Source organism: Cupriavidus sp. MP-37 (assembly GCF_020618415.1).
Taxonomy (GTDB): domain Bacteria; phylum Pseudomonadota; class Gammaproteobacteria; order Burkholderiales; family Burkholderiaceae; genus Cupriavidus.
This window is the reverse complement of record NZ_CP085345.1, coordinates 2,397,916-2,424,047: the sequence shown is the minus strand read 5'-3', so window position 1 is coordinate 2,424,047 and position 26,132 is coordinate 2,397,916. Positions and strand designations below refer to the sequence as shown.

The 26,132-nt window shown below is 68.4% G+C and carries 25 protein-coding genes; 10 read left to right on the top strand and 15 right to left on the bottom strand.

Going from position 1 to position 26,132, the window contains the following annotated elements; translation table 11 throughout:
• Positions 1–176 precede the first annotated feature (176 nt).
• Positions 177–1,211 carry a phosphate acetyltransferase gene (gene pta, locus LIN44_RS27225; RefSeq protein ID WP_227315333.1) on the top strand — a complete coding sequence of 345 codons (1,035 nt, stop codon included), beginning with the start codon at positions 177–179 and terminating at the stop codon, positions 1,209–1,211.
• Positions 1,208–1,978 (top strand): sulfite exporter TauE/SafE family protein, encoded by a 771-nt coding sequence (locus LIN44_RS27220; RefSeq protein ID WP_227315332.1) that lies wholly within the window; start codon positions 1,208–1,210, stop codon positions 1,976–1,978. Before pta ends, LIN44_RS27220 begins: the two co-directional genes overlap by 4 nt.
• A gap of 34 nt (positions 1,979–2,012) precedes the next feature.
• On the opposite strand, the gene LIN44_RS27215 is transcribed toward LIN44_RS27220, so the two are convergent.
• The 12 genes from LIN44_RS27215 to LIN44_RS27160 all read right to left on the bottom strand — a co-directional run bounded on the left by LIN44_RS27215 (position 2,013) and on the right by LIN44_RS27160 (position 14,099).
• Positions 2,013–2,912, bottom strand: a complete 900-nt coding sequence (locus LIN44_RS27215) for a nucleotidyl transferase AbiEii/AbiGii toxin family protein (RefSeq protein ID WP_227315331.1) — start codon at positions 2,910–2,912, stop codon at positions 2,013–2,015.
• Positions 2,896–3,810, bottom strand: coding sequence for a type IV toxin-antitoxin system AbiEi family antitoxin (locus LIN44_RS27210; protein ID WP_227315330.1), 915 nt, complete (start codon positions 3,808–3,810; stop codon positions 2,896–2,898). The genes LIN44_RS27215 and LIN44_RS27210 overlap by 17 nt, the downstream gene beginning before the upstream one ends.
• Positions 3,811–4,220: 410 nt before the next feature.
• Positions 4,221–5,525, bottom strand: coding sequence for an MFS transporter (locus LIN44_RS27205; protein WP_227315329.1), 1,305 nt, complete (start codon positions 5,523–5,525; stop codon positions 4,221–4,223).
• Positions 5,526–5,588: 63 nt separating this feature from the next.
• Positions 5,589–7,061: an amidase gene (locus LIN44_RS27200; RefSeq protein ID WP_227315328.1), complete on the bottom strand. Its 1,473-nt coding sequence runs from the start codon at positions 7,059–7,061 to the stop codon at positions 5,589–5,591.
• 255 nt (positions 7,062–7,316) lie between these two features.
• A complete protein-coding gene (locus LIN44_RS27195; RefSeq protein WP_227315327.1) occupies positions 7,317–7,493 on the bottom strand; it encodes a hypothetical protein in 177 nt (58 codons plus the stop codon).
• 165 nt (positions 7,494–7,658) lie between these two features.
• Complete coding sequence (locus LIN44_RS27190) at positions 7,659–8,369, bottom strand: GntR family transcriptional regulator (RefSeq protein ID WP_227315326.1); 711 nt, start codon at positions 8,367–8,369, stop codon at positions 7,659–7,661.
• A 71-nt stretch (positions 8,370–8,440) separates the two neighbouring features.
• Complete coding sequence (locus LIN44_RS27185; RefSeq protein ID WP_227315325.1) at positions 8,441–9,442, bottom strand: 2Fe-2S iron-sulfur cluster-binding protein; 1,002 nt, start codon at positions 9,440–9,442, stop codon at positions 8,441–8,443.
• Between the two features lie 21 nt (positions 9,443–9,463).
• A complete protein-coding gene (locus LIN44_RS27180; protein WP_227315324.1) occupies positions 9,464–9,943 on the bottom strand; it encodes a heme-binding protein in 480 nt (159 codons plus the stop codon).
• Positions 9,944–9,970: 27 nt separating this feature from the next.
• Entirely contained in the window at positions 9,971–11,416 is a 1,446-nt protein-coding gene (locus tag LIN44_RS27175) for an aldehyde dehydrogenase family protein (protein ID WP_227315323.1), read from the bottom strand.
• A 25-nt stretch (positions 11,417–11,441) separates the two neighbouring features.
• Positions 11,442–12,173 carry a TenA family transcriptional regulator gene (locus LIN44_RS27170; RefSeq protein ID WP_227315322.1) on the bottom strand — a complete coding sequence of 244 codons (732 nt, stop codon included), beginning with the start codon at positions 12,171–12,173 and terminating at the stop codon, positions 11,442–11,444.
• Between the two features lie 177 nt (positions 12,174–12,350).
• Positions 12,351–13,283 (bottom strand): ornithine cyclodeaminase family protein, encoded by a 933-nt coding sequence (locus tag LIN44_RS27165; RefSeq protein ID WP_227315321.1) that lies wholly within the window; start codon positions 13,281–13,283, stop codon positions 12,351–12,353.
• A gap of 60 nt (positions 13,284–13,343) precedes the next feature.
• Positions 13,344–14,099 (bottom strand): sulfite exporter TauE/SafE family protein, encoded by a 756-nt coding sequence (locus LIN44_RS27160; protein ID WP_227315320.1) that lies wholly within the window; start codon positions 14,097–14,099, stop codon positions 13,344–13,346.
• A gap of 270 nt (positions 14,100–14,369) precedes the next feature.
• Here LIN44_RS27160 and LIN44_RS27155 point away from each other — a divergent pair, with 270 nt between their 5' ends.
• The 4 genes from LIN44_RS27155 to LIN44_RS27140 all read left to right on the top strand — a co-directional run bounded on the left by LIN44_RS27155 (position 14,370) and on the right by LIN44_RS27140 (position 16,986).
• Entirely contained in the window at positions 14,370–15,908 is a 1,539-nt protein-coding gene (locus tag LIN44_RS27155; RefSeq protein ID WP_227315319.1) for a hypothetical protein, read from the top strand.
• A gap of 61 nt (positions 15,909–15,969) precedes the next feature.
• Complete coding sequence (locus LIN44_RS27150; RefSeq protein ID WP_227315318.1) at positions 15,970–16,305, top strand: 2Fe-2S iron-sulfur cluster-binding protein; 336 nt, start codon at positions 15,970–15,972, stop codon at positions 16,303–16,305.
• Position 16,306: 1 nt separating this feature from the next.
• Positions 16,307–16,624 (top strand): ferredoxin, encoded by a 318-nt coding sequence (locus LIN44_RS27145; protein ID WP_227315317.1) that lies wholly within the window; start codon positions 16,307–16,309, stop codon positions 16,622–16,624.
• A gap of 32 nt (positions 16,625–16,656) precedes the next feature.
• Entirely contained in the window at positions 16,657–16,986 is a 330-nt protein-coding gene (locus LIN44_RS27140; protein WP_227315316.1) for a 2Fe-2S iron-sulfur cluster-binding protein, read from the top strand.
• A gap of 41 nt (positions 16,987–17,027) precedes the next feature.
• Here LIN44_RS27140 and LIN44_RS27135 read toward each other — a convergent pair whose 3' ends face one another.
• The 3 genes from LIN44_RS27135 to LIN44_RS27125 form a co-directional block, all read right to left on the bottom strand.
• Positions 17,028–18,749 carry a cobalt chelatase gene (locus LIN44_RS27135; protein WP_227315315.1) on the bottom strand — a complete coding sequence of 574 codons (1,722 nt, stop codon included), beginning with the start codon at positions 18,747–18,749 and terminating at the stop codon, positions 17,028–17,030.
• Positions 18,746–19,702 carry an AAA family ATPase gene (locus LIN44_RS27130; protein WP_227316439.1) on the bottom strand — a complete coding sequence of 319 codons (957 nt, stop codon included), beginning with the start codon at positions 19,700–19,702 and terminating at the stop codon, positions 18,746–18,748. Before LIN44_RS27130 ends, LIN44_RS27135 begins: the two co-directional genes overlap by 4 nt.
• Positions 19,703–19,811: 109 nt before the next feature.
• A complete protein-coding gene (locus LIN44_RS27125; protein ID WP_370641706.1) occupies positions 19,812–20,660 on the bottom strand; it encodes an IclR family transcriptional regulator in 849 nt (282 codons plus the stop codon).
• Between the two features lie 335 nt (positions 20,661–20,995).
• Here LIN44_RS27125 and LIN44_RS27120 point away from each other — a divergent pair, with 335 nt between their 5' ends.
• From LIN44_RS27120 to LIN44_RS27105, 4 genes are all read left to right on the top strand, one after another.
• Positions 20,996–22,432, top strand: coding sequence for an amino acid permease (locus tag LIN44_RS27120; RefSeq protein ID WP_227315313.1), 1,437 nt, complete (start codon positions 20,996–20,998; stop codon positions 22,430–22,432).
• Between the two features lie 118 nt (positions 22,433–22,550).
• Entirely contained in the window at positions 22,551–24,113 is a 1,563-nt protein-coding gene (locus tag LIN44_RS27115) for a PLP-dependent aminotransferase family protein (RefSeq protein ID WP_227315312.1), read from the top strand.
• 140 nt (positions 24,114–24,253) lie between these two features.
• A complete protein-coding gene (locus tag LIN44_RS27110; protein WP_018008487.1) occupies positions 24,254–24,655 on the top strand; it encodes a nuclear transport factor 2 family protein in 402 nt (133 codons plus the stop codon).
• 16 nt (positions 24,656–24,671) lie between these two features.
• Positions 24,672–26,117 (top strand): FAD-binding oxidoreductase, encoded by a 1,446-nt coding sequence (locus LIN44_RS27105; RefSeq protein ID WP_227315311.1) that lies wholly within the window; start codon positions 24,672–24,674, stop codon positions 26,115–26,117.
• Positions 26,118–26,132 lie beyond the last annotated feature (15 nt).

The following is a 26,132-nucleotide window of genomic DNA, read 5'->3' as shown; positions in this document are numbered from 1 at the left end:
CTCCCGCGTGCGGGAGAGGGTTGGGGTGAGGGCCGGGATCCCCACGAAGTTCCGACTGGTGGTGTGCCACCGCCTGCCCTCACCCCCTGCCCCTCTCCCGCACGCGGGAGAGGGGAGCACACCGCAAGCATGACAAGGGCTCCGGCCCTTTTTTGCGTTCTACACATCCAACCACCATGAAACCCATCCTCCGCATCATCGACCGCGCTCGCGCCGCGCCCCGCCGCATCGTGCTGTGCGAGGCCGACGACCCGCGCATCCTGCTGGCCGCGCAGCGCGCCACGCAGGAGGGCATCGCGCGTATCGTGCTGGTGGGCGAGCCGCGCCAGATCAACGCCGCCGCGGCCATCCACGGCATTGCGCTGGACGGCATGACGCTGGTCGATCCCGCCACCTCGGCGCTGACGCCCTCGTTCGCGCAGCAGCTTTTCGCGCTGCGCCAGAAAAAGGGCATGACGCTCGATGAAGCCAGGCGCGCCGTGCTGGATCCTCTGTGCTTCGCCAACCTGATGGTGCGCCTGGGCCATGCCGACGGTTCGGTCGCGGGCGCCGCCCACACCACCGCCGACGTGGTGCGCAACGCGATCCAGCTGATCGGTCTGGCGCCCGGCTTCCGGCTGGTGTCGAGCTTCTTCCTGATGATGCTGTGCGAGCCGTTCCACACGCTCAAGGGCGGGCTGATCTTCTCGGACTGCGGACTGGTGGTCGATCCCGACGCCGAAGCCCTCGCCGACATCGCCATGGCCGCCGCCGACAGCGCGCGCGCCCTGCTGAACGACGAGCCGCGCGTGGCGATGCTGTCGTTCTCGACCAGCGGCAGCGCGCACCATGCCGCCGTCGACAAGGTCGTGGCCGCGACCGAGCGCGTGCGCGCGCAGCGCCCGGGACTGGCCATCGACGGCGACGTGCAGCTCGATGCCGCCATCGTCGCCGAGATCGCCGCGCGCAAGGTGGCGCATTCGCAGGTGAACGGCCACGCCAACGTGCTGGTGTTCCCCAGCCTGGAGGCCGGCAATATCGGCTACAAGCTGGCCGAGCGCGTCGGCGGCGCCAAGGCCATCGGCCCGATGCTGCAGGGCCTGAACAAGCCGGCCAACGATCTCTCGCGCGGCTGCAGCGCCGACGACGTGTTCCATGTCATCGCCGTCACCGTGATCCAGGCGCAAGCCACCGCGGCGCAGGCACCCAAGGGCGAGCAGGCGGCGGCATGAAGGCAGAACTGTTGTTGCCGCTGCTGGGCCTGCAGGCCCTGCTCGGTGCCGGCACCTATTTCCAGACGGTGACCGGCTTTGGCCTCGGCATGATCGTGATGGGCGCCACCAGCGGCTTGGGGCTGGCGCCCGTCGCCACCGTGGCCGCCGTGGTCAGCCTGGTGACGCTGGCCAACAGCGCCTGCGCGCTGCCCGGCAAGTTCCAGCATATCGACTGGCGCGCCGTGGGCGCGGCGGCGATCGGCATCCTGCCTTCGGTGCTGGTCGGCGTGCTGGTGCTGGAATACCTGAGCAGCACCGCCGCCACGCTGCTGCAGCTGCTGCTGGGCGCGGTCATCCTGTACGGCGGCCTGAGCGCCGCCTTCAAACCCGAACCGCTGCCGCAACGTTCCGGCGACGGCAGCTTCTTCATGAGCGGTGTCTTCGGCGGCCTGCTGAGCGGCATGTTCGGCGTCTCCGGGCCGCCGCTGATCTTCCAGTTCTACCGGCAGCCGATGAAGCCGGTGGAAATCCGCTGCGCACTGATCCTGGTGTTCACCGTGACCTCGTCCGTGCGCACCCTGTTCTCGGCCTGGCAAGGGCAACTCGATGCCGCGATCTGGCTGCAGGCCGCGGTCGGGGTGCCGGTGGTAGTGATCGCCACGCTGCTGGGACGCCGCTTTCCGCCGCCGTTCTCGCCCACCACGACGCGGCGTGTCGCGTTCGGGGTGCTGATCGGGATCGGGGTCAGTTTGATGCTGCCGGCGATTTCGGTGTGGGTGCGCTGAGGAAAGCCGTCCTTGCCTCAGGCGGCGGCGCCGCTCAGGACAGCTTGGATCCCAGCATTGCCAAGAATTCCGCCCGGAACGCTTGCATGCGCGGATAGACCCGCTTCGGGTCCATGCTGTCGCCGAGCACTGGCTGGCGCTCGCCAAACGCCATGTGCTCGAGCAGCCGACTAAAGACCTTGTCGTCGCCAAGTACGGCAACCAGTTGCCTCGTCACTGCGGTGTCGCCGCGCGCCAGTGCAGCGGCATCGCGCGCGAGCAGCGCTGCTGCGGCGATGTCGAGGTCAAAGCCATATTGCTCCAGCAGGGCAGCTTCCTGCTGGTATAGCCGGTCCTGATTGCCGGCTGATTCATAGCTGCATAACAAGGTCAACAGGTCCGTGGCGTCGCGTCTGTCGTCGCGATGACGGTCGTGCCACGCCAGCAGCTTGAGCATCGCCAGCCCGGGCAGCGAGGCGAACGCGACAATCAGTCCGTCGTCGACCACGATGCGGATCGCCGCATCGAAGGCCTGGCGAAAGCCTGCGACGTTCATCACGGTATCCATGGCCGGCGGCCACGCGATGCTCGCAGCTGGCCTTTCGATGGCCCCGAACGGAATGATATCGAGCACCATCACACGTTCGCCACCGAGGTGATAGGTCAGTTTGTGCGCGTTCTTGTCGACCGTTTGAAATCGGCCGGTAGCGACCAGTTGCCGACGCAGCGCTTCGTGCTCGGCCCAGTCGGCAATGCAGATTCCGATGTCGATATCGTACGTGCGCCGCGCCGGCGGATTGCCGAAGACATTCTCGAGGATCACTTGCCTGGCCGTCGCACCACCAACGAAGTAGGAGATGCCAAGCTGTCGCGCGACCGCGTCCAGGTCGCCCAGCAAGGCCCTGCTTTCGGCGTCGATCGGCCGCGCCGCCGGAATTTCATGGAGGATGGGCAAGGTACTGTTCTCTTATTTGTCGCGCCGCCTCGACATTGCGCGATTCTCCGGTATCGAGCAAATCGGCATACACGAGCACCGGATGCGCAACACCAGGCATCGCGACCGCAGTCGCCGTAAACGCCCCTGGCCAGAAGCGCTGCACGATCTCCACTTCGCCGCCAGGGTCTGCCTTCAGCCTCGCGTCGAGGATAAGTTCGCGAGGCGTCGCCGAACTGGCGTACAGCGTGATGCGCTCGGCCCGCAGATTATGCGCAAGCTTCTCTGCGGCCGCCTCGCCTCCAAGGACGGCGTCGTATCGGTGATGGTCGATGCCCCGCCACCAATCAGGCCGCATGGCGCTAAATCGCTTGCTCGCCAGTTTCGGCCGGAGCCGCAGCGGATAAAGCGTCGCCCATTCGTCGACGACACGCTCCCAGTCAATGAAGCGGCGCTTGCCGTCATCCCCTACCCCTACCAGGCCGCGTTCGAGCAGGTCGTCCAGTGCAAGATTGACCGTGCTCAGGGCAACGCCGGCCGCGTTGGCGATGGACCGGTACGGAGCGCTCAGCAACCCAGGGTTCGCGATCAGTGCAAACAGGACTTCCAGCTGCTTGGGGCTTGCGGTCCGTGCGCGTCGCTGCGGCACGCCGCCAGCCGGCGCGCGCCGACCCACCACGTATAACAATGCATTGGGCAAGCGCAGCGAAACGTTGCCCGCGGTATCGATAAAGGCGATGTCATGGCTGCGCAGGCGCTCGGCCATGTCGGGTGACACGTATGACGTGACGAGCAGCACCTTCTGTCCAAGTCGACGCTGCATTTCCACGATCGGGAACACGGCGGAGAAACGATCCACCGCACGGCGCACCGTCACAGGCAAGGTGCAGATACCTCCGTCACCCAGATCGAAACGCATTGAGCCGTCCGGCTGCAAGTCGGAACGCGTTGATGCCGGCACGGCGTCCGCGCCCAGGGCAGTCGCAGAACGGAAGGCGCTGGCGGCAGCATGAAGCAGGATTTGCTTGTCTGCGGGCGTTGTATGCATCACATGTGATGTTCGAATTTTCGCCATTGTACGCGTAACGCGTACATTGCACGAACATCATACAACACCTGCCGGTTGCGTACGTTATTCAGCGCTGTACGCGCAGCTCATACCTGGCCGCGGGTCCGATGCTGTCCGGACGCCGCTTTCCGCCGCCGTTCTCGCCCACCACGACGCGGCGTGTCGCGTTCGGGGTGCTGATCGGGATCGGGGTCTGTTTGATGCTGCCGGCGATTTCGGCATGGGTGCGCTGACGGCACCGACAGCACCTGCCAGCAGCTTCAGGCCACCGTCCCCGCCGGCCGCGCCAGCGGCGTGGGGTCTTCCTTGCCGCCACTGCCGCCGGCCTGTTCCAGGTCCATGCCGGTGGTTTCGGGCAGCAGCGCCGCGGCGACCACGACCATCGCATAGCCAACCCCAGCGACAATGGCGATCGCAACCGGCAGCGAGGTGTGCCCGGAACTGAGCCACCCGACCGACAGCGGGAACAGCGAGCCGATCACGCGGCCTGCGTTGTACGAGACGCCATAACCCGTGGCGCGGACATCGTTGGGATAGGACTCGGCGATGGTCGCGCCGATGCCGGCAAACACGCCCTGCATCAGCACGCCCAGCGGGAAGCCGAGGAACAGCATGGACGTGTTGGACACCGGGATCACCATGTAGACCAGCGCGGCGATGAAGGCTCCCGCGGCAAATACGATGTACGTGAGCCGCCGGCCCCAGCGATCGGTGGCATAGGCGCCCGCCACGTAGCCGGCCAGTGAGCCGATGATCGTGACCGCCAGGTAGGAGCTGGTGCCGAACACCGACAGGCCGCGCTCGGTCTTGAGGAAGGTGGGCAGCCACGTGGCAATGGCGTAATACGCCCCCAGCATGCCGCCGGACAGCAGGCTGCACAGCAGCGTCTTGGCCAGCAGCGGCCCGCGGAACAGCCGGCCCAGCCCGGCCAGCGCCGAGCCATGGTGGCCGGCGGCGCGGCTCTTCAGGAAGATCTCGGGCTCCTCCAGGTTGCGGCGCAGGTAGATCACCACCAGCGCCGGCAGGATGCCGAGGAAGAAGCAGACGCGCCATGCCGTCTCCGCCGGCAGCACGCTGAACGTGATCGCATACACGATCGCCGCCGCGCCCCAGCCGAAGGAATAGCTGCTCGCGGTAAAGCCCGAGTATTTGCCGCGGTGGGCCGGGTTGCGGATCATCTCGGTCACCAGCACCATGCACAGCGACGACTCGCCGCCGAACCCGAGGCCCTGGATCATGCGGAAAACCATCAGTTGCTCCGGCGACTGCGCCAGCCCGCACAGGAAGCACGCGCCCGCGAATACGATGATGGTCCAGCGCAGCACGCGCACGCGGCCGTAGCGGTCGGCCAGGATGCCGGCCCCGATCGCCCCGACCAGCGACGACACCAGCGTCCAGGTGACGATCGCCCCCGCCGTCGACTTGCTCATGCCCCACTGCCCCAGCAGCGTGGAGATGAGGAAGGAATAGATCATGAAGTCGAACACGTCGACGGCATGCCCCAGGAACGCGCCATAGAATCCCTTGCGCTCCATGCGCGACAAATCACGGAACCAATCGAACATGATCCCCTCCCCAGTGGTGTGTGATGTGTTGTGGTCGGTTGTGGTCAGTGGTGGTGCCGCCGACTAGGCGGTCAGCTTCGGCGGCCGGTAGGCATAGCCTGCTTCCTCCAGCAGGCTGGCAAAACGCAAGGCGGTGAGATCCTGGTAGCGGCCGGCGACGATCTGCACGCCGACCGGCAGTCCGCCGGCACCGGGGCCGATCGGCGCCACCGCAGAGGGCAGGCCGCACAGCCCGGAATGGCCGGCCCAGAACAACTGCGTGGTCATCGGCTGCGGCCGGCCGTTGACGGTGAGCGTGCGCTGCCATGGCTCGCCTGCCTCGTCGAGCGCGAACGCCGTGGTGGTGGCGGCCGGGCATAGCAGCACGTCGTAGCGGCTGAAGAAGCGGCGCCATGCGGCGGCAAAGCGTTCACGCGTGACCTGCAGGCGCAGCCAGTCGCGGTGGCTCAGCGTCGCGCCGGTGTACTGCAGGGTCGCGTAGTCGTGGTCGCCCGCGTCGGCGTTGGCGCTGCGGGCCTGCGCATCGGCGAAGGCAGCGTCATCCATGTGCACCGAGGTGGTGGCGCGCAGCAGCGTTACGTAGGCATGCCATAGCTCGCCGGCGTCGAAGTCGGGCCGGGCGTGCCAGCCGACGTGGGCACCCTGCCCCGCCAGCCAGTGGCCCAGCTGCTCGATCTGCGCGGCGACCTCACTGTCTGCTTGCGCCTGGGCATGGGTGGGCAGCACCGCGATGCGGAAGTCGGCGAGCCGGCGGTGCGGGCATTCGGGCCACTGCAAGCGGTATGGCAGCGCGTCGTCGCCGGCCGGGCCCGCGATGGTGCGCAATACCAGTTCCAGGTCGCGCGCGCTGCGCGCCAGCGGGCCGGCGACGTTGATGTCCTGCTCGCCGAAGCGCGCGGCACCGCTGCCGTGGCCGGCCAGCGGCACCAGCCCGTGGCTGGGCTTGAGCGAGAAGATGCCGCAGTAGTGCGCCGGATTGCGCAGCGAGGAACCGATGTCGGAACCCACATCGAAGAACGACACGCCGGCGCAGACCGCCGCGGCGCTGCCGCCGGACGAGCCGCCCGGCGTGCGCGTCGGATCGTGCGGATTGCGGGTGGTGCCGTAGATCGCGTTGTAGCTCTGCCAGTCGCGCAGGCCGAGCGGAACATTGGTCTTGCCGAGCAGGATCGCGCCGGCGTCGCGCAGCCGCTGCACCACCACCGCGTCGCGCGCGGCCACGTGCCCGCGCAGCGCCGGATTGCCGCAGGTGGTGGGCCAGCCGGCGACGTCGAACGACTCCTTGACCGAAAACGGCACGCCGTCGAGCGCGCCGCGCGCCTGGCCGGCACGGCGGCGCCGGTCGCTGTCGCGCGCCGCCGCGCGGGCCGCGCCGAAATCCGACAGCACCAGCGCATTGATGATGCCGTGCCATTGCCTCTGCGCCGCCTCGCAGGCATCCACCAGTTCCTCCGACGACACCGTGCCGCCGGCAAGCCGCTGCGCCACTTCCCATAGCGGCGGAAAGCCGCCAGTCGTCCAGTCCGGCAGGTTCACATCGGCTCCTTGTCGTTATCCGCGCCGTTCGGCGCGGTGGGGGCGTATGAGGGGCTCGGGCGTACCGCAAATGCGTTGGTATACTATATTCCGTATCGTGCGCAGTGCAAGGACAATGCGCGCGCGGACGCACCGTCAACGGCGTGCGGGGGGCTTTGTGATCAGGGGACGATGGCTCGCAGGACGCGTGCCAGGAACGGAGGAGGGACAGTCAGGCGGCGCGGCGGAGCGCCGCCGCGCTTTATTCAGCCAGGTTCAGCAGTGGCTGCGGCGCGGCGTTCGGCCGCCCAGAGCAAGGAAAAAGCGGCCGATATCCCGCAGCCGCAGCGGTACCAGCGGCGTGGCATGGCGCACCGCGTCGCGTGCGGCGAAGTGGCCGAGCAGTTGCTGCCCGACGGGTTGGGAAAGATAGCGTTGTTCGGACGACTGCATGGCAAATCTCATGACCTTGAATGACTACAGTATACACTAGATTGGTGCAGTGCGTCATATCAGGGCACGCTATGCCCCGCAGGCGGGCATCCATGCATCGGGATCCGGGACACTGCCGGACGTCAGGACTACGACGGGATAGCCGAGAGAAACCAGCCGCCGGGTTCAGGCCGCCTGCACCGCGCTGCCCTGCCCGCCCACCGGAAGGTCGGCTGCCTTGGCGGCGCTGTAGACATGGCGCGCGGCCAGCAACGCCGCGAGGTCGGCGTCGCCGGCGATCACGGCCTGCAGGATCTGGGCGTGCTCGTCCCAGTTCTGGCGCGCGCGCACCACGTTGGCGGGGCCGAACAGCACCGCGGTGCGCTCGCGCAGCGAACGCATCATTTCCTGCAGCACGCTGTTGGCCGCGATGGTGCCGAGCACCTCGTGGAAGCGCGTATTGAGCGCCAGCAGCTCGTCCGCGCGGCCCTGCGCGGCGGCCTCCATGCCCTGCCGCAACACGTTTTCCAGCTCCGCCACCAGCGCCGGGTCGCGCCGCTGCGCGGCGAGCTTGGCGTTGAGGCCTTCCAGCGTGGCGCGCACCTCGACCATCTCGCGCGCGATCACCGGCGACAGGCTGGCCACGGTCGCGCCGCGGCGCGGCTCGATCAGCACCAGCCCTTCGCTGGCGAGCGCGCGCAGCGCCTCGCGCACCGGGATGCGCGACACGCCCAGTTCCGCCGAAAGCTTGTTCTCCACCAGCCGCTCGCCCGGGGCGTATTTGCCGTTCAGGATGCCTTCGCGCAGCTTGTCGGTGACAAGGGCGAACAGCGGCGAGTGGCTGGCACCGAGGCTCAGCGGCTCGGCGGGCGCGGCAGGAGACGGAGTAAGGGACATGGGTTGGCAGAGGCGTAAGCGGAGAGGCTGGCGTCATTGTATACCAGCCATTTATGCCATACCGCCATGTCTTAACAAGGGTGCTGGAACGTGAAGCTGTCGGCGTAGAGGTGGTCGGGACTGGCCCCATGCGCGGTAAAGGCGGCGCGCGCGTCACGGATCATGTCGGGCGAGCCGCACAGGTAGATGGCGTATTCGCTCAGGTCACCCAGATCGGCCAGCGCCGCGTCATGCACATAGCCGCGCCGGCCCTGCCAGTCAGCGCCGGCGCGCGACAGCACCGGCGCGTAGCGGAAGTCGCAGAGCCGTTCGCCCCAGGCCGGGATCTCGCCATGCAGGTACAGGTCCTGCGCCTGCCGCATGCCCCAGTACAACGACACCGGCGGGCAGTCGGGATCATCCATCAGCGATTCCAGGATCGCCTTGATCGGCGCCAGTCCGGTGCCGGTGGCCACCATCAGCAGCGGCCGGTAGTCGCGTGCGCGGTAGAAGAAGCTGCCCAGCGGCAGCTCGACCTCGATGGCGTCGCCGGCGCGCATGCGCGGCAGGATGCCATCGGTAAAGGCGCCGCCGGGAATGCGCCGCACGTGCAGGTCGATGCGCCCGTCGCGCGGCACCGAAGCCATCGAGAAGCTGCGCGCGAGCCCGTCGCCGCTCAGCAGCTTCAGGTATTGCCCGGGCCGGTAGTCCAGCGAAACCGCGCCCGGCACCTCCAGCTCGACGTGCATGACATCGGCCGACAGCGGCCGCAATGCCCGCACCAGCGCGCGATGGCGCGCCGGTTCGGCGCAGGCCTCGTCGTCGCGCGCCGTGCTGATGACCAGGTCGGCCTGTGGCTGCGCCTGGCACGCCAGCGCGAAACCGGCCGCGGCCTCGTCCGGGGCCAGGCCGAACGGTTCCTCGTCGTAGCGCACCTGTCCGTCGAGCAGGCAGATGCGGCAGGTGCCGCAGCCGCCCAGCTGGCAGTCGTGGCGCAAGGCAATGCCGGCACGCTGTGCGGCCTGCAGCAGCGTCTCGCCGCGCTCGACAAAGAAGACCTCTTCCGTTTCGGCGACCTGGATTCGGTACGACATGGGACCTCCCGGCAAGCGTGCTTACTTCTTGATGTCGGCCTGTACCAGCACCTTCAGGTCCTGCGGCGCCAGCAGTTCGGCCAGGGCCTGCAAGGCGGCCAGGCCGGCCTGCGTGTCCTGCTCGCCGTTGCCGCCGGACAGGCCGATGCCGCCGATGACCTCGTCGTTAACGACGATCGGGAAGCCGCCGACAAACGCGGCGAACTTGCCCTCGAAGCTCCACTGGATGCCGAAGGCCTCGTTGCCCGGCAGTGCCGGCCCGTTCGGCGGCGTGGTGAACAAATGCGTCGAGCGCTTGTGGCCCGCGGCGGTAAACGCCTTGTTCCACGCGATCTGCGGTCCGGTGATGCGGGCGCCGTCCATGCGCTCCAGCGCGAGCGGGTAGCCGCCCTCGTCGACCACGCAGATCGACTCGAGCACGCCGATTTCTTGCGAGCGCCGGATCGCCGCGGCAACCATGTGGCGCGCCTCGCGCAGTTCCAGCTTGATGGCTTTCTTCATTGGTATGGCTCCTTGCGACGGCCGGGCTCAGACGCCCCGGTAGACCGTCTTGACCTGCGTATAGAACTCCAGCCCGGTGCGGCCCGATTCGCGGAAGGTCGATGTGCTCGACCGCTTCAGCCCGCCGAACGGTGCGTTCACCAGGTTGCCGGTGGTGGTACGGTTGATCTTGACCGTGCCCGCCTCGATGTCGTTGGCGAAGTCGTGGATGTAGCGCGGGTTGCGGGTGACGATGGCCGCGGCCAGGCCGTACTCGGTATCGTTGGCCCTGGCGATGGCGTCGGCATAGTCCGTGAAGCCGAGGATGGCGATCACCGGGCCGAAGATCTCCTCGCACGCGATCCGCATCTGCGGCGTCACGTCGGTAAATACCGTCGGCGCGACGTAGTAGCCCTTGTCGTAATCGCCGCCGGCCAGGCGCGTACCGCCGCACAGCAGCGTCGCCTCGGCCTTGCCGATGTCGAGGTAGCGCAGCACCGTTTCCAGCTGCTTATGCGAGGCGAGCGGCCCAAGATCCATGCCCGGCGTCATGCCGCCGCCGACCTTGAGCGTGGCAACCTTCGCGAGCAGGCGTTCGGTGTATGCCGCTTTGACGGATTGGGCGACCAGCACGCGGCTGGTGCCGGTGCACGCCTGCCCCGACAGCGAGAAGCCGCCCTTGATGGTCAGGTCGACCGCGCGGTCCAGGTCGGCATCCTCCATCACGATCAGCGGGTTCTTGCCGCCCAGTTCCATTTGCGTGCGCGTGGTAAGCGGTACCGCCCGGTGGATCTGCTCCCCCGCGCGCGACGAACCGGTGAACGAAATCGCCCGCACCGCCGGCGCCTCGGTGATGGCGGCGCCGATCTCGACGGCGCTGCCGGTGATGAAGTTGAGCACGCCCTTGGGCAGCCCGGCCTGCACCAGCGCCTCGGCCAGCCGGTACCCCGAAAGCGGCGCCTCGGACGACGGCTTGAACACCACCGTGTTGCCCGTGACCAGCGCCGGTGCGATCTTGCGCGCGGGGATCGATATCGGGAAATTCCACGGCGCAATCACCGTCACCACGCCAAGCGGCTCGCGCTGGCTGTAGACCAGCTGGTCAGGGTCGTCGTTGGGATACACCTCGCCGGTGAAGGTCTGCCCTTCCACGGCATAGAAGCGCAGCGTCTGGGCGGAGCGCAGCACTTCATCGCGCGCCAGCGCCAGGGCCTTGCCTTCCTCGCGGGTCAGCTCGGCGGCGATGCTGTCGGCATTCGCTTCCAGGTGGTCGGCGGCGCGGTTGAGCATGGCGGCGCGCTTGCCGACCGGCGTCTTCTTCCAGCCGGCAAAGGCCGCCGTCGCGGCCGCGACGGCCGCCTGCGCGTCGACCGCGGACGAGGCCTGGAAGCGGCCCACGATGTCGGCGGTGTCGGCCGGGTTGACGTTGTCGAAGGTCCGGCCCGACTGGCAGGCCGTCCATTCGCCGTCGATATGGTTGAGGAACACAGTCATCGTCGATCCCGTTGCGTGGCGCCGCTCAGGCCGCCATCTCCAGATCCGGCAGCGGCAACTCGTTTTCGACGTAGTCGTGATAGAGCGCGGTGGTGTACAGCAGCCGCATCTGCGCGCCGATCTCGCAGATCTTCAGGCAGCGCTGCTGCAGCTCCGGCGTATTGGCGTGCTCGAGCACGATCTGGTAGCCGCGCTCGCCGTGGATCTCGTCCGAGACGATATGCAGGTCGAAGAACTCGACCTCTTCGTCGGTGAACTGGTACTTGTCGCGCAGCGTCGGCGTCTGCTTGCGGTAGATCGACGGCACCTGCGATTCCAGGCCCACCACCAGGCCGGCCACGGCGACGATCGGGTCCTCGCGCATCGCCACGGCGTAGCACCAGCTCTGCAGGCCGCGCGTGGTGGGCGACATATTGTCCGGGTCGATCACGCGCTCGCGCGTGGTGCCGCAGGCTTCGGCAAAACGGATCAGCAGGTCGGTGTGGCGGTCGCCGCCGATCTCTTCCTCATACATGTTGGCCAGCAGGAAGTCCTTGGCCTCGGTGTAGCGGTCCGGCGTGCGCGCATAGATGTAGCCCAGGTAGTCGGCGAACGGCCCGACGTAGTGGTAGTGGTTTTCGGCCCAGCGCGCGAGATGAGCGCGGGTCAGCTTGCCGCTGGCCCAGGCCACGCTGAACGGCGCCTGGTTGGCACTCTTGCCCTTGATCGCTTGTTCAAGGGCGGCACGGAAATCTTCACGGTTCATCAGTTCGGCCATAACGGGACTCCTGGTGGTCGGTGTGGGGCGATGCGATGGGTTGGAATGCCGGAATCCAGTTCGATTCGGAATGGGTCTCGGCATGTTTGTATACTATATACAGCCAAACGGCGACGACAAGGGCTCTGTTGACTCGTCACGTCAGTGTTTACCCGGGAAAGCTTCAGGCGGCGGAGGTCAGCCGGCGCGGCGCTCGGCCTCGCCCGCGATACGCGACCACGCGTATCCCGCCAGCGCGACGTCTTCAAGGCCGACGCCGACCGACTTGTAGATCACGATGTCGTCGTCGCGCTGCCGCGGCGACACCTTGCCGAGCACGACGTCGGCCAGTTCGACGATCTTTTCCGGCGGCAGCGCGCCGGGATCGGCCAGCACGATATCGCCCGCCTCGCGGGTCGATTGCGGCCGCCACTCGACCACCACCGCGGCGGCGCGGCGCAGCGCGGTGTCGTCCAGTTCGCGCGTGTGCGGCAGGCTGGAGCCAATGGCGGCGACAAAGGCGCCTGGCCGGATTGCCGCACCCGAGAACAGCGGCGTGGTCGCGCGCGAGGCGGTGACGATGAGGTCGGCCTCGGCCACCGCGGCATCGGGCTCGGCCAGCGCCACCGGGATGCCGCACTGCGCCGACAGCCGTGCCGGCATGCCGGCATCGGCATGCGGATCGGACACCAGGATGCGCTCGAGCCCGAGGGTGGCGCTGAGCTGGCGCGCGTGCTGTGCGCCCTGCGTGCCGGCACCGAACAAGGCCAGCGTGCGCGCGCCGGCGCGGGCCAGCCGCTGCGCCGCCAGCGTGGTGCAGGCCGCGGTGCGCAGCCGCGTGATCGCGCCGGCGTCGAGCGAAGCCAGCGGACGGCCGTCGTCGCTCGAGAAAATCAGGATGACGAAGGAAAACTGTCCATTGATGGTGGTGTAGACCTTGGCGCCGGCCACGCCCTGCTGCGGGATGACTGCCCCCAGCGTGGACAGCTTGACGCCGCCCGCCTCGGTGCGGATGCGCGCCTGCATCGCGGCATCGCCGCGCCCGAAGCTGGAAAACGCGGACGCCATGACCTGCAGGGCCGCTTCGGGGGTGACGTGGGCATCGATCATGGCGTCTGTGATGTGCTGCATGGCAACTCCGCTGGTTGGGTTGGATCTGGAAAGCCGGGAACTCAGGCAGGCGGCGCCGCCTCAGGCAAAGGCCGCGCGGCCTAGCACGCCCAGCGCGCCGGCCGCGCACAGGCCCAGCAGCAAGCGCCGCACGGTGTCGGCGGAAACGCGCCCCCGCAGCCGGTTCGACAGCGCAAACCCGGCCAGCAGGAACGGCGCGAGCGCCAGCGCCAATAACAGCTCTGGCATGCCGAAGCGCCCGGCCAGCGTCAGCATGGCCAGCGACAGCACGGCGCCGCCCGACAAGATGCAGCCCATGGTCGCGCGCATCGGCGCGGGCGCCATGTGCTGCATGACCAGCGCGAACGGCGGCGCGCCGGCCGAGGTGATGGTTCCCATAAAGCCGGACAGCGTGCCGGCAATCACCACGTTGCGGGGATCCGGCAACAGGCGCCAGCCGAGCAGGCTCAGCGCCACCGCGGCCAGGATCGACAGCGAAAACAGCACCGCCAGCGGGCCCGGCGCCAGCCAGGCGATGGTCAGCACCGCCGCCGCGCCGCCAAGTGCCCGCCCGACCAGGGCAAAGCCGGCGACAGGCCAGACGATGGCTTCGCGCTCGCGCAACGCGCCCATCAACGACAGGCAGCAACCCATCGCCAGCAGCGGCCCCGGCACCAGCTCGGGGAAAAAGATCGCGCCGAGCGGCGCGCACAGCATCGCAAAGCCGATCCCGCCCACGCCTTGCAGGCACGCGCCGGTCAGGATGAGCACGCCCATCCACAGGTAGTCCGGAGCAGAAACGCCTGGAGGCAGCAAGGTCAGCAAGGTGGAGGGCATGGCGTCGATAGTTGTCAGTATACCGTCTACATATCGATGTAATTGCCGGCAACTCACATGAGCAGACGGATGCACCATCACATGGCACGCGACAACCAAGAATCCCAATAAATGTGCGGCTTTCAGGGATACTGCACCTGATCCGGCATCCGCGTAAGTCCCGATCAGAAATCGCTTGGCGAGCAGCATATCTGGAATATAGTATACCGCCACGGACCAACGCAGTCCGAAGGAACCTGCCCCCAACCCCTCCGCCCCCAGGGAGTCCCCATGTCACAACAAGTCGTGATCGGTGCCGCGCACTGGATCTATCTGTCAGGGGTAGCAGTCATCGTGCTGACGATGATCCTGCGCGCCAATGTCGTCGTCCCGTCGATCGTCGGCACCGCCCTGGTCGTGTTTGCGCTGACCGGCAGCCCGGTGTCGGCGCTGGCGGGAGTGTTCTCGGCGAGCCTGGTCGCCGCGCGGGAGCTGTTCAACATCTTCCTGGTGATCGCCTTCATGACGGCGCTGCTCAACGCGCTCAAGACGCTGCGCTCGGACATCCGCATGGTCGAGCCCTTCCGCGTGGTGATGAAGAACGGGCATTCGGCGTTCTTTATCCTGGCGGGCATCACCTACCTGATCTCGCTGTTCTTCTGGCCGACGCCGGCGGTGCCGCTGGTATCGGCCATCCTGCTGCCGGCCGCGATCGCCGCCGGGCTGCCGCCGCTGGCGGGCGCGATGGCGATTGCCATCGCCGGGCAAGGCATGGCGCTGTCGTCGGACTACGTCATCGGCGTCGCGCCCGGCATCAGCGCCAAGGCCGCCGGCGCGGCCGTCAGCGCGGCGGTGGTGGCCGACCGCGCGCTGGCGCTGTCGCTGATCACCGGCGGCATCGCGCTGTGCCTGGCCTACCTGTCGATGCGCAAGCACATCGTGCCGGCCTGCGGCACGCTGCTCGACCGCTGGCAGGCGCGCGCCGGCGGCAGCGCCGAAGCCATCGATGGCGGCATCACCTTCGACAAGGCCGAGATCGCGAAGGGCACCGCCCACGCCGAACCGCTCGCCACCGACAGCAATATCGAAGCCAGCCTGTCGATGGTGGCGCGGCGGCGGGTGAAGTGGTCCAAGTGCTTTGCCATCGTGACACCGCTGGCCTTCCTCGCCGTGGTCGCGGTGATGGTGCTGCCCAAGCTCGGCGCCGGCGTGCACGACCTGAAGGGCGGCGAGGCCGCCGCGCTGGTGGGCGGGGTTGCCGCGGTGCTGATGATGCTGGCGACGCTGGCCGCGGAAGGCCCGCGCCGCATGCTGGATGTGTGCCCGGAGCACATCACCGACGGCTTCGTCTTTGCCTTCAAGGCCATGGGTTCGGTGCTGCCGATCGCGGGCTTCTTCTTCGTCGGCGCCGGCGAGACCGCGGCGCATATCCTCGGCCTGCCGCCGGGCAAGGCGCCCAGCCTGCTGTTCGAGCTGATCCAGGCCTACCAGCACCTGATCCCCGACAACCACATGCTGGTCGCCTTCGGCGTGCTGCTGGTCGGCATGATCACCGGCATCGACGGTTCCGGCTTTGCCGGCCTGCCGCTGACCGGCACGCTGGCCGGCGCACTGGGACCGGTGGTCGGCTTCGACCCCGCGACACTGGCGGCGGTCGGCCAGATGGGCGCGGTCTGGACCGGCGGCGGCACGCTGGTGGCGTGGTCGTCGCTGATCGCGGTGGCCGGCTTTGCGCGCGTGCCGGTGCTGGAAGCGGTGCGCGCGCTGCTGATCCCGGTGCTGATCGGGCTGGGCTGCTCCACCGTGGCGGCGATGGTGTTGTGGTCGTAGGTGGACGCAGCACCGCGACGGTTTTTCCCTGACCTTTTTCGTGACCTTGCCCAGACCAACGATGCCAAAAGTCATCCTGCACAAGTTCGGCCAGACCTTTACCGACGAGGTCGGTCCCCGCACCAACCTGGTGGTCCGCGCCGGCATCCGCCAGTTCCCCTACCCCAACCTGCGCTACGAATGCGGCATGGGCAAATGCTCGAAGTGCGCGTGCCGCGTAATCGCCGGCGCCGAGCACCTGCCCCCGCCCAACTGGAAGGAAAAGAAGCAGCTCGGCGAACGGCTCGAACAAGGCTACCGGCTGGCGTGCCAGTTGTGGATCGAGCATGACATCGAACTGGCGCAGGACGATGTGCCGGCACCGGCCGCGCTGGCCGGGGCCAGCGCGGGAGCCTGACATGTTCGTGCTGCTGACCAGCCGCCCCGGCCAGTTCCGCACCGAACCCACCGACGGCATGACCGCCGTCGAGGCTTACGACTACGTCTTCTACGGCAAGCGCACCGCACGCTTCGTCATTGCCGAACTGGCCGCCGATACCAAGGTCCGGGTGCGCGAGGAAACGCCGCCCGGCATCGTCAACCTGGTCTCGACCCGTTTCCTCGACAAGTACGCCACGCTCGAAGCCGCCCGCGACGCGCTGCGCCAGCTGGCCAGCTTCGGCAGCATGGAGATCGCCCTCGTGCCCGCACCGCTCGCCGCGGACGAGCGCTCCTGAAGCTCAACACCTGACGCCAGGCCTTTATCGCCATGATCCAGATCACCTTCCTCACCAACCACGGCAAGACCGTCAGTGCCCCGGCCAACAGCAACCTGCTGCGCGTATCGCTGCGCGAACAGGGCGGCATCCCGTTCAAATGCGGCGGCGGCCTGTGCGGCACCTGCAAGTGCCGCATCGAGCAAGGCCGCGAGCATACCGATGCGGTCAAGCCGAAGGAAAGGAAATTGCTGACGGAAGCGGAACTGGCCGATGGCTTCCGGCTGGCATGCCAGACCTTCATGGCCGGCGATGTCGCGGTCTCGTGGCAACCGAAGACCATGGCCGCGCGTCCCCAGCCCGCCGCCGCCAGCGGCGACTAAGCGGGCGCTGCGCGCGACGACCGCGCCCGATGGCGCCGCCGCTAGCGCCGCCTCGCCCCCACCAGCCCCGCCACCTCGTCCAGCATCGCCATATCCACCGGCTGCGACAGGTCCAGCGCGAGCGTATGCCGGTAATACGGGCTCAGGTCCAGCCCGACCCCCAGCCCCAGCACCTCCACATCGCGCAGCGCTTCGTGCCGCGCCACCACGGCCTTGAGGTGGTTGTCAAGGTAGCAGGCGTCGTTGGCCTGCCCCGTCGCGGTATCCATCGGGCTGCCGTCGGACACCACCACCAGGATGCGGCGCGCCTTGCCGCTGGCATGCAGGCGCGCGCAGGCCCATTCGACCGCCTCGCCGTCGACGCCTTCGCGGAACAGGTCGGCCTTCAGCAACGCCGTGATGTCGGTGCGCGCGCGGCGCCAGCTGCGCTGCGCGTCCTTGAACACCATGTGGCAGGTTTCGTTGAGCCGGCCCGGATGCTGCGGGCGGCCGCGCGCGAGCCAGTCGCTGCGCGCGCGTCCGCCGTTCCATGCGTTGGTGGTAAAGCCCAGCACCTCGGTGGCGACGCCGGCCTGGTCCAGCGCGCGGGTGAGCAGGTCGACCAGCAGGGTCAGCGGCTCGGCCTGCGCCTTCATCGAGCCGGAGCAGTCGATCAGGAAGCCGACCACGCAGTCGGCATGGGCCTTGTGCGCTTCCTGTCGGAACAGCCGGCGCTCGGCGGGCGAACTGACCAGCTGCGCCAGGCGGCGGCCGTCGATGCGGCCGCTTTCCTCGCCGAACGACCAGCCGTCCACGCGCGGCTGCGACAGCGCGGCGCGCAACCGGCGCGCCAGCCGGGCGATGTTCACGCCCCCGCGCGCAATGCGTGCGTCCAGCCGCGTGCGGTACTCGTCCAGCAAGGCGCGGCGCACCAGCGTGGCGGCGCGCACTTCGCGGTCGTAGCGGGTGGTGTAGATGCGGTAGCCATCGGTGGCGTCGGCGAGCACGCGGCTGTGGCCGCTGTCGGCCAGGGCGAAGTCCTCGGCGGGCGCTTCGTCGAAGTCGAGCCACAGCGCAAAGCCGGCGCGCGCGGCGGAGGCGGCGTTGTCGTCGTCTTCACCGGCGCCGGGCGCTTCGGTGCGGATCATCTGCGCCACCGCGCGCGCCAGCGCCAGGGCATGCGTTGCGTAGGCAGCCTGGTCGTGGCGGCTCGCACGCAGCCCCGCCAGCTGGGTGCCCAGCATCGGCACGATGGCGGCGCGCGTGGCCTCGATCAGGTCCTCGGTGTCTTCCAGCACCGGCTCGCCGGTCAGGCGCGACCATGCCACCTGCGCCACGGTATAGAGCAGGATGCCGAGATGGCCCTCGGTCAGTCCCGAGCGATGGAACGCGCGCGACCACGCCAGGAAGCGGTGGCGCAGGTTAGCCGCGACGCCGGCCATGCCGCGCGGCAGCCGGGTCTCGCAGCGCAGCTGCTCGAGCAGCTCGAACACCAGGCGCTCGACCGGGTCGGCGGGACAGAGGCTGCGGTGCAGCGCCGCGTCGGAATGCGCCTGGCGCAGCGCGGCGCCATCGGCGGCGCCGCGCAGGCAGGTGGCGGTGTCGGTGTCCGGGTCGGTGCGCAGGTGCGGCGCATGCTGCGGCACCGGGCGCAGCGCGCGCCAGAGCTGGCCGTCGCGGAAATGCAGCGCGGCATCGCCGGTCAACGCGCGCACCGCGGCGCCGGACAGCTCGTCCTGCCGCTGGCGCCGGCGCAGCTGGCGGGCGAGCGCCGCGGCATTCATCGCGCCGGCTCCGTCGCGGCGCTGACGCCGGCGGCCTCGCCCGGCAGGTGGCCGAAGCAGCGCTGGTAGTACTCCGCCACCACCGGCCGCTCGGCCTCGTCGCACTTGTTCAGGAAGGTCAGCCGGAACGCGAGCGCGGGATCGCGGAAGATCTGGCAGTTCTCGGCCCAGCTGATCACGGTGCGCGGCGACATCAGCGCCGACACATCGCCGGCGGCAAAGCCGCGCCGGGTCAGCCCGGCCAGCGCCACCATGGCATCGACCAGCGCGCGCCCGTCCGCGTGATCCAGCTCGGGCACGCGTGCCAGCACGATGCCCGCCTCTTCGTCGTGCGGCAGGTAGTCCAGCGTCGCCACCACGTTCCAGCGATCGATCTGCGCGTGGTTGAGCAGCTGCGTGCCGTGATAGAGCCCGTTGACGTTGCCGAGGCCCACGGTGTTGGAGGTGGCAAAGAGACGGAAGGACGGATGGGGGCGGATCACGCGGTTCTGGTCCAGCAGCGTGAACGTGCCGTCGCGCTCCAGGATGCGCTGGATCACGAACATCACGTCGGGCCGGCCCGCGTCGTATTCGTCGAAGATCAGCGCCACCGGGCGCTGCAGCGCCCAGGGCACGATGCCTTCCTGGAACTCGGTGACCTGGCGGCCGTCGCGCACCACGATGGCATCCTTGCCGACCAGGTCGAGCCGGCTGATGTGGCCGTCCAGGTTGACGCGCACGCAGGGCCAGTTCAGCCGCGCGGCCACCTGCTCGATATGGGTCGACTTGCCGCTGCCGTGCAGGCCCTGCACCATCACGCGCCGGTCGCGCATGAAGCCGGACAGGATCGCCAGCGTCACCTCGGGCTGGAAGCGGTAGGCCGGGTCGATCTCCGGCACGTGGTCGTCGCGCTGGCTGAAGGCCGGCACCATCAGGCCCGAATCGATGCCAAACACGCTGCGCACCGGAATCATCCGGTCCGGCTTGCCAAACTGCTCTTGCGTCACCTCATGCTCCTTGTTGCTTGCCGCGTTGCCATCGGCACGGCGGCAAGCGGAGCGGTTCCGCGTAACGCCGTGCGTGCTATTCGTCCTCTTCCGCGGCGTCCGTGGCCTCGGCGCCGCCCTGCCAGCCGCCCGCGCTGTCGGCCTCGATCGCCGCCAGCGCCGCCGCCGCGCGCTGCAGCGCGGGCAGCAGCTGCACCGCCTTGTCGCGCGACACCCGCATCACCGGGGCCTGCAGCGCCAGCCCCAGGTTGGACTTGCCGCCATCGGCCGCCGGCACCAGCACGCCGATGCAGACCAGTCCCGGCAGGAACTCTTCATCGTCCATGGCGTAGCCGTCGCGCTTGACGCGCTCCAGCTCCGACTCCAGCTGCGCATGGTCGGTCAGCGTGTTCTGCGTGTAGCGTTCCAGCTCCACGTTGGCCAGCAGCCGCTGCCGCTGCGCCGGCGCCAGCTGCGCCAGGAACAGCTTGCCGGTGGCCGAGCAGTGCGCCGGCACGCGCGAACCCGGATGCAGGTAGAAGCGCAGCGGCGCCGCGGTCTCGACGCGATCCAGGTACAGCACCTCGCCGCCGGAGAACGCGGTCAGGTTGCAGCTCTCGCCCACCTCTTCCACCAGCCGGCGCAGCACCATGTGGCGCGCGCCATGCGAGGTGCTGTTGAGCAACAGGTTCTCCGCCAGCCGGCGCAGCCGCAGGCCGGTGCCGTATTGCCGCCCGTCGCCGTTGCGCTGGATCAGTCCTGCCGCCTCCAGCTGCTGCAGCATGCGATGCAGCGTGGGCTTGGGCAGGCCGGTCTCTTCCACCAGCGCCTGCAGGTTGAAGGACTGGTCCTTCTCCGCGATGACCTCGAGCAGGCCGAACAAGCGCAGCGCCGGCGTGTCTCCGTCCGGCCTGGCTTCACTTTTGGCGAGGCGCATATCGTTCATGCCTGGCTCCATCATAGGTAAGTTTCATTTTCAGAGTCAAATCATATCAATTATCGAAACTTCTGGTTGACCTTCCCGCCCGAACGGCCTACATTCCGGTTAAACAATAATTTTTTGGAACTTCTGGTTCCATTTTTTAAGCGAACACCGGAGACAAGTCGACATGTACGGATAAGCCATCCTCTCCCGGGGGATTGCAAACACTGAACGACCACGGCCCAGGCTGGCATTTACTGCCCTGCCGCCTATACCGAAGAGAAGCCGTGGCGCCTGCCTTAAACGCTGGACTGCTTGCAACGCAGGACCGACAGCAAGCGCAGCACAGGAGACACAACATGATCCAACAATCACCGTCCGGCAACGGACTATCCCACGGCCTCAAGCAACGCCACATGACCATGATCGCGCTCGGCGGCGTGATCGGCGCGGGGCTCTTTGTCGGCAGCGGCGTCGTCATCAAATCGGCCGGCCCGGCCGCGGTCGTTTCCTTCCTGATTACCGGCCTGCTGGTGGTGCTGGTGATGCGCATGCTGGGCGAGATGGCCTGCGCCATGCCCGGCGGCGGCGGTTTCTACGAGTATGCACGCGAAGCCTGGCGCGATCGGCCCGCGGTCGGCAACCTGGCCGGCTTCCTGACCGGCTGGATGTACTGGTACTTCTGGGTCATCGTGGTGGCGCTGGAAGCGGTGGCGGGCGCGGACCTGGTGCGCTACTGGCTGCCGGACGTGCCCAACTGGATCATCAGCCTGGTGCTGCTGGTGATGCTGACCCTGACCAACCTGGTATCGGTCAAGTCATTCGGCGAGTTCGAATTCTGGTTCGCCTCGATCAAGGTGGCGGCGATCATGGTGTTCCTGTTCGTCGCCGGCGTCTATGTGCTGGGCCTGGCCCCCGGGTCGCACGGCATGGAAGTGGCCAACCTGACCGCCAACGGCGGCTTCATGCCCAACGGCATCGTGCCGGTGCTGACCGGCGCGGTGGCGGCCACCGGCTTCTACTTCGGCGCCGAGATCGTCACCATCGCCGCCGCCGAGACCGCCGAACCGCAGAAGGCCGTGGCCAAGGCCACCAGCTCGGTGATCACGCGCGTGCTGGTGTTCTATGTCGGCTCGATCCTGCTGGTGGTGTGCCTGGTGCCGTGGAACTCTACCAGCATCGCCACCCCGTACGTCAGCGCGCTGAACGTGATGGGCGTGCCGGCGGCCGCGCAGATCATGAACGCGATCGTGCTGACCGCGGTGCTGTCGGCGCTCAACTCGGGCCTGTACGCGTCGTCGCGCATGCTGTTTGCGCTGACCCGCCGCGGCGACGCGCCGCAATCGCTGGCCCGCGTCAGCCGCAACGGCGTGCCGGTGCGCGCGATCCTGGTGGCGACGCTGTTCGGCTACGGCGCGGTGGTGATGTCCTATGTCTCGCCCGATACGGTGTTCGCCTTCCTGGTGAACTCGTACGGCACGGTGGCGATCTTCGTCTACATCCTGATCGCGATCTCGCAGCTGCGCCTGCGTTCGCGGCTGGAGCGCGAGGCGCCGGGCCAGCTGCGCGTGCGCATGTGGTGCTATCCGTATCTCACCTATGTGGCGATCCTCGGCATGCTCGGCATCGTGGTGGCGATGGCCTTCATTCCCGACCAGCGCACGCCCCTGGCGCTGGGTGTGGTGAGCCTGGCGATCCTGCTGCTGGCCTACGCGGCGCGCCAGCTGTTTCGGCGTGGCGTGGAGCCTGTAGTGCCGCTGGCGGAACTGCCGCGCCGCGACCTGCACGAGTATTGAAGCGCGCAAGCGCGCATGACCGGCGTCGAGATGCCAGAAGCCACTGAACCATGACTGACGGGGCGCGCCGGTGCGGTATGCTGGCGCGCTTCGCCGTTCAGGAAACGCCCCCTGCCCCATGAGCCTGAAGTCTCCCACCACCCTCTGGTCGCAACTGTTCCAGCAGCATGTGCATTCGGGCCTGAGCCTGCAGGGCAAGATCCGGCAGATGCTGGTCTCGGCCATCCTCGACGAGCAGCTGCCGCAAGGCGAGCCGCTGCCCAGCAGCCGCGAGCTGTCGGCGCAGCTGCGGGTGGCGCGCAACACCGTGGTGCTGGCCTACCAGCAGCTGGTCGACGAAGGCTACCTGGTCGCGCGCGAGCGCAGCGGCTACTTCGTCAACCCCGAAATCCTCGGCACCCGCGTCAGCGGCGTCGCCTCGCTGCGCGGCGAGCCGGTGCCGGCGCGCGCGGGCGAGCCCGACTGGGAGCGGCGCTTCGTGTTCCGCCCCACGCAGCAGCGCAATATCGTCAAGCGCGCCAACTGGCGCGACTATCCCTACCCCTTTATCTACGGCCAGTACGACCCGGCGCTGTTCCCCACCGCGGACTGGCGCGAATGCTGCCTGAAGGCGCTGAGCGTGCTCGACATCCACGACTGGGCCCAGGACATGATCCTGCGCGACGACGAGTCGCTGGTGCAGCAGATCCGCACCCGCGTGCTGCCGCGCCGCGGGGTCTGGGCCGGCACCGACGAGATCGTGATCACCGTGGGCGCGCAGCAGGCGCTGTACCTGCTGGCCGACCTGCTGGTCAGCCCCGACACGCCGGTGGGCATCGAGGACCCCGGCTATCCGGACGCGCGCAATATCTTCGGCTCGCACACGTCGAACCTGGTGCCGCTGCCGGTCGATGACCACGGCCTGACGCTGTCCGACGCGCAGCGCGCCTGCGACTACGTCTACGTGACCCCCGGCCACCAGTGCCCGACCACCGTCACCATGCCGCTGGCGCGCCGCCAGGCGCTGCTGCGGCAGGCCGAGGAAGCGGATTTCGTGCTGATCGAGGACGACTACGAGGCCGAGAGCCGCTTCGAGGGCGATCCCACGCCCACGCTCAAGAGCCTGGACCGCAGCAACCGCGTGATCTACGTCGGCAGCCTGTCCAAGAGCCTGGCGCCGGGGCTGCGCATCGGCTATATCGTCGGCCCCGCCGCGCTGATCGCGGAACTGCGCGGCGCGCGCCGGCTGATGCTGCGGCATCCGTCGGCGTATATCCAGCGCGCGTTCTCGCTGTTCCTGTCGCTGGGCCACTATGACGCGCACCTGCGCCGGCTGGCCGCCGCGCACCGCGAACGCGCCGAAGCGGTGCTGGCGGCGCTGGCCACGCATATGCCAGATTTCCACGCGGTGCCGATCGCCGGCGGCGCCTCGTGCTGGATCGAAGGGCCGTCGTGGCTCGATGCCGATGCGCTGGCACGGCTGGCGGAGCTGCAGGGCGTGCTGATCGAGCCCGGCAGCGTCTTCTTCATGGCCGAGCCCGCGCCGCGCAACGGCTTCCGGCTGGGCTACTCGTCGATCTCGCTGGACCGCATCGAGCCCGGCATCCGCGTGCTGGCCGGCGTCGTGCGTGAACTGCAGGCCACCGCCGGCAGCGCAGCGGCCCCCGCCGCCGTCACTTCCCGGGCCCGCCCCGCTGCCTGAGCGGGGCCGCGGCCGCGCCTGCGCCACTGGCCCAAGCGATAGTCCCGAACTGGCGCTACAGCGCCGCGGCCGGTTTCCCTATGCTCGAGTCATGGCCGGTTCCGCACGGACCGGCACACAACACTCACGGAGACCAAGCCATGTCCAAGGACAACACCGCCGCCGGCATCGAACTGCTGCAAGCCTTCAACGACGCCTGGAACCGCCACGATATCGACGCGCTGATGGCCTGCATGGCCGACGACTGCGTGTTCCACGGCGTGGCCGGCCCCGACCTGCTGGGCCGCAGCTTTGTCGGCCGCGAAGCCGTGCGCGAAGGCTTCCAGCTGGCCTGGCAGACCTTCCCCGATGCGCAGTGGGTCGATGGCGACCATTTCGTGGTGGGCGACCGCGGCGTCAGCGAATCGACCTTCCGCGGCACCCGCGCCGACGGCGCCCGCATCGAGGCGCGCATGGTCGACGTGTTCACCTTCCGCGGCGGCAAGATCGCGGTGAAGAACGCCTACCGCAAGGACCGCCCGCCGGTGGTGGCCGCAGCCTGAAGCGAGGAGACGCGCCATGCAAGCCGTAGCTCCCCGCAGCAGCCTCCTGGCCGGCGAGCAGTCGACCGCCCCGACCCGGCCGTACGACCCCGCCTACGACCCGCTGCACACGCCCACGCCCGGCCACGGCCGGGAGTACGCCCCGACCTACTGGATCGGCACCGCGGGCGAGCCGCCCGCCGACGACGGCCCGATCACGCACGATATCGACGTCGACGTGGCCATCATCGGCTCGGGCTTTACCGGCCTGACCTGCGCCATCTTCCTGGCGCAGGAATACGGCATCAAGGCCACCGTGCTCGAAGCCAACCGCGTCAGCTGGGGCTGCAGCACGCGCAACGGCGGCCAGGCGCAATGCGCGTCGGGCCGGCTCAAGCGCTCGCAGTGGATCCAGCGCTACGGGCTCGATACCGCGCTGCGCCTGCATGAAGAAGTCTGCGACGGCATGGAGACCTTCAAGGGGCTGATCAAAAACATCGACTGCGATCCGCAGCCGGGCGGCCACCTGTATATCGCGCACCGCGACAAGGTCATGCCCGGGCTGGAGAAGGAAGCGAAGATCCTGCGCGAGGTCTTCAACTACGACGCGCGCATCCTCGACGCCGCCACCGTGCGGCGCGAATACGTCGACGACAAGGAAGCCGCCGGCGCCATGCATGAACCCGAGGGCATCGGCATCCATGCCGGCAAGCTCGCCTTCGGCTACCTGCGCCGCGCGCGCGAGCTGGGCGCCAAGGTACATCCGTCCAGCCCCGTGACCGGCTGGGAAACCCGCAACGGCGTGCATTACCTGCGCACCCCCGGCGGCATCGTGCGCGCCCGCGCCGTGGGCGTGGCCACCGGCGGCTATACCTCGCAGTCGCTGCACCGCGAACTGAAGAACCGGCTGTTCCCGATCCTGTCGAACTCCATCGTCACGCGCCCGCTCACCGCCGATGAACTGGCCGCGTGCAACTTCCGCACCACCCAGGTCATCACCGACACCCGCATCCTGCGCCACTACTACCGGCTGATGCCCGACGGCCGCCTGCAGATCGGCAGCCGCAGCGCCATCACCGGCAACGACGCGCCGCAGGACCAGTACAAGCAGAAGCTGATCGCCGACATGCACCGCAAATTCCCCGCGCTGCAGGGCATCCAGATCGACTACTCCTGGTGGGGCTGGGTCGACGTCAGCCACGACATGATGCCGCGCATCACCCAGCCCGACCCGGCGCAGTCGATCTACTACGCCATGGGCTACGGCGGCAACGGCGTGATGTATTCCGCCCAGGCCGGCAAGCGCCTGGCGGCGCTGATCGCCGGCAAGTCGTCGGCGCTGCCGGAACTGCCGATCTTCCGCTCGCCGCTGCCGTTCCCGAACGTGCGCGAGATGGTGGAATCGCAGATGTTCGCGCCGTTCCGCCGGATGGGGCAGCGGGTGCTGTACCACTGGTATCACTGGAAGGATGATGTGTTTTAAGGGTGGCGCGGTACT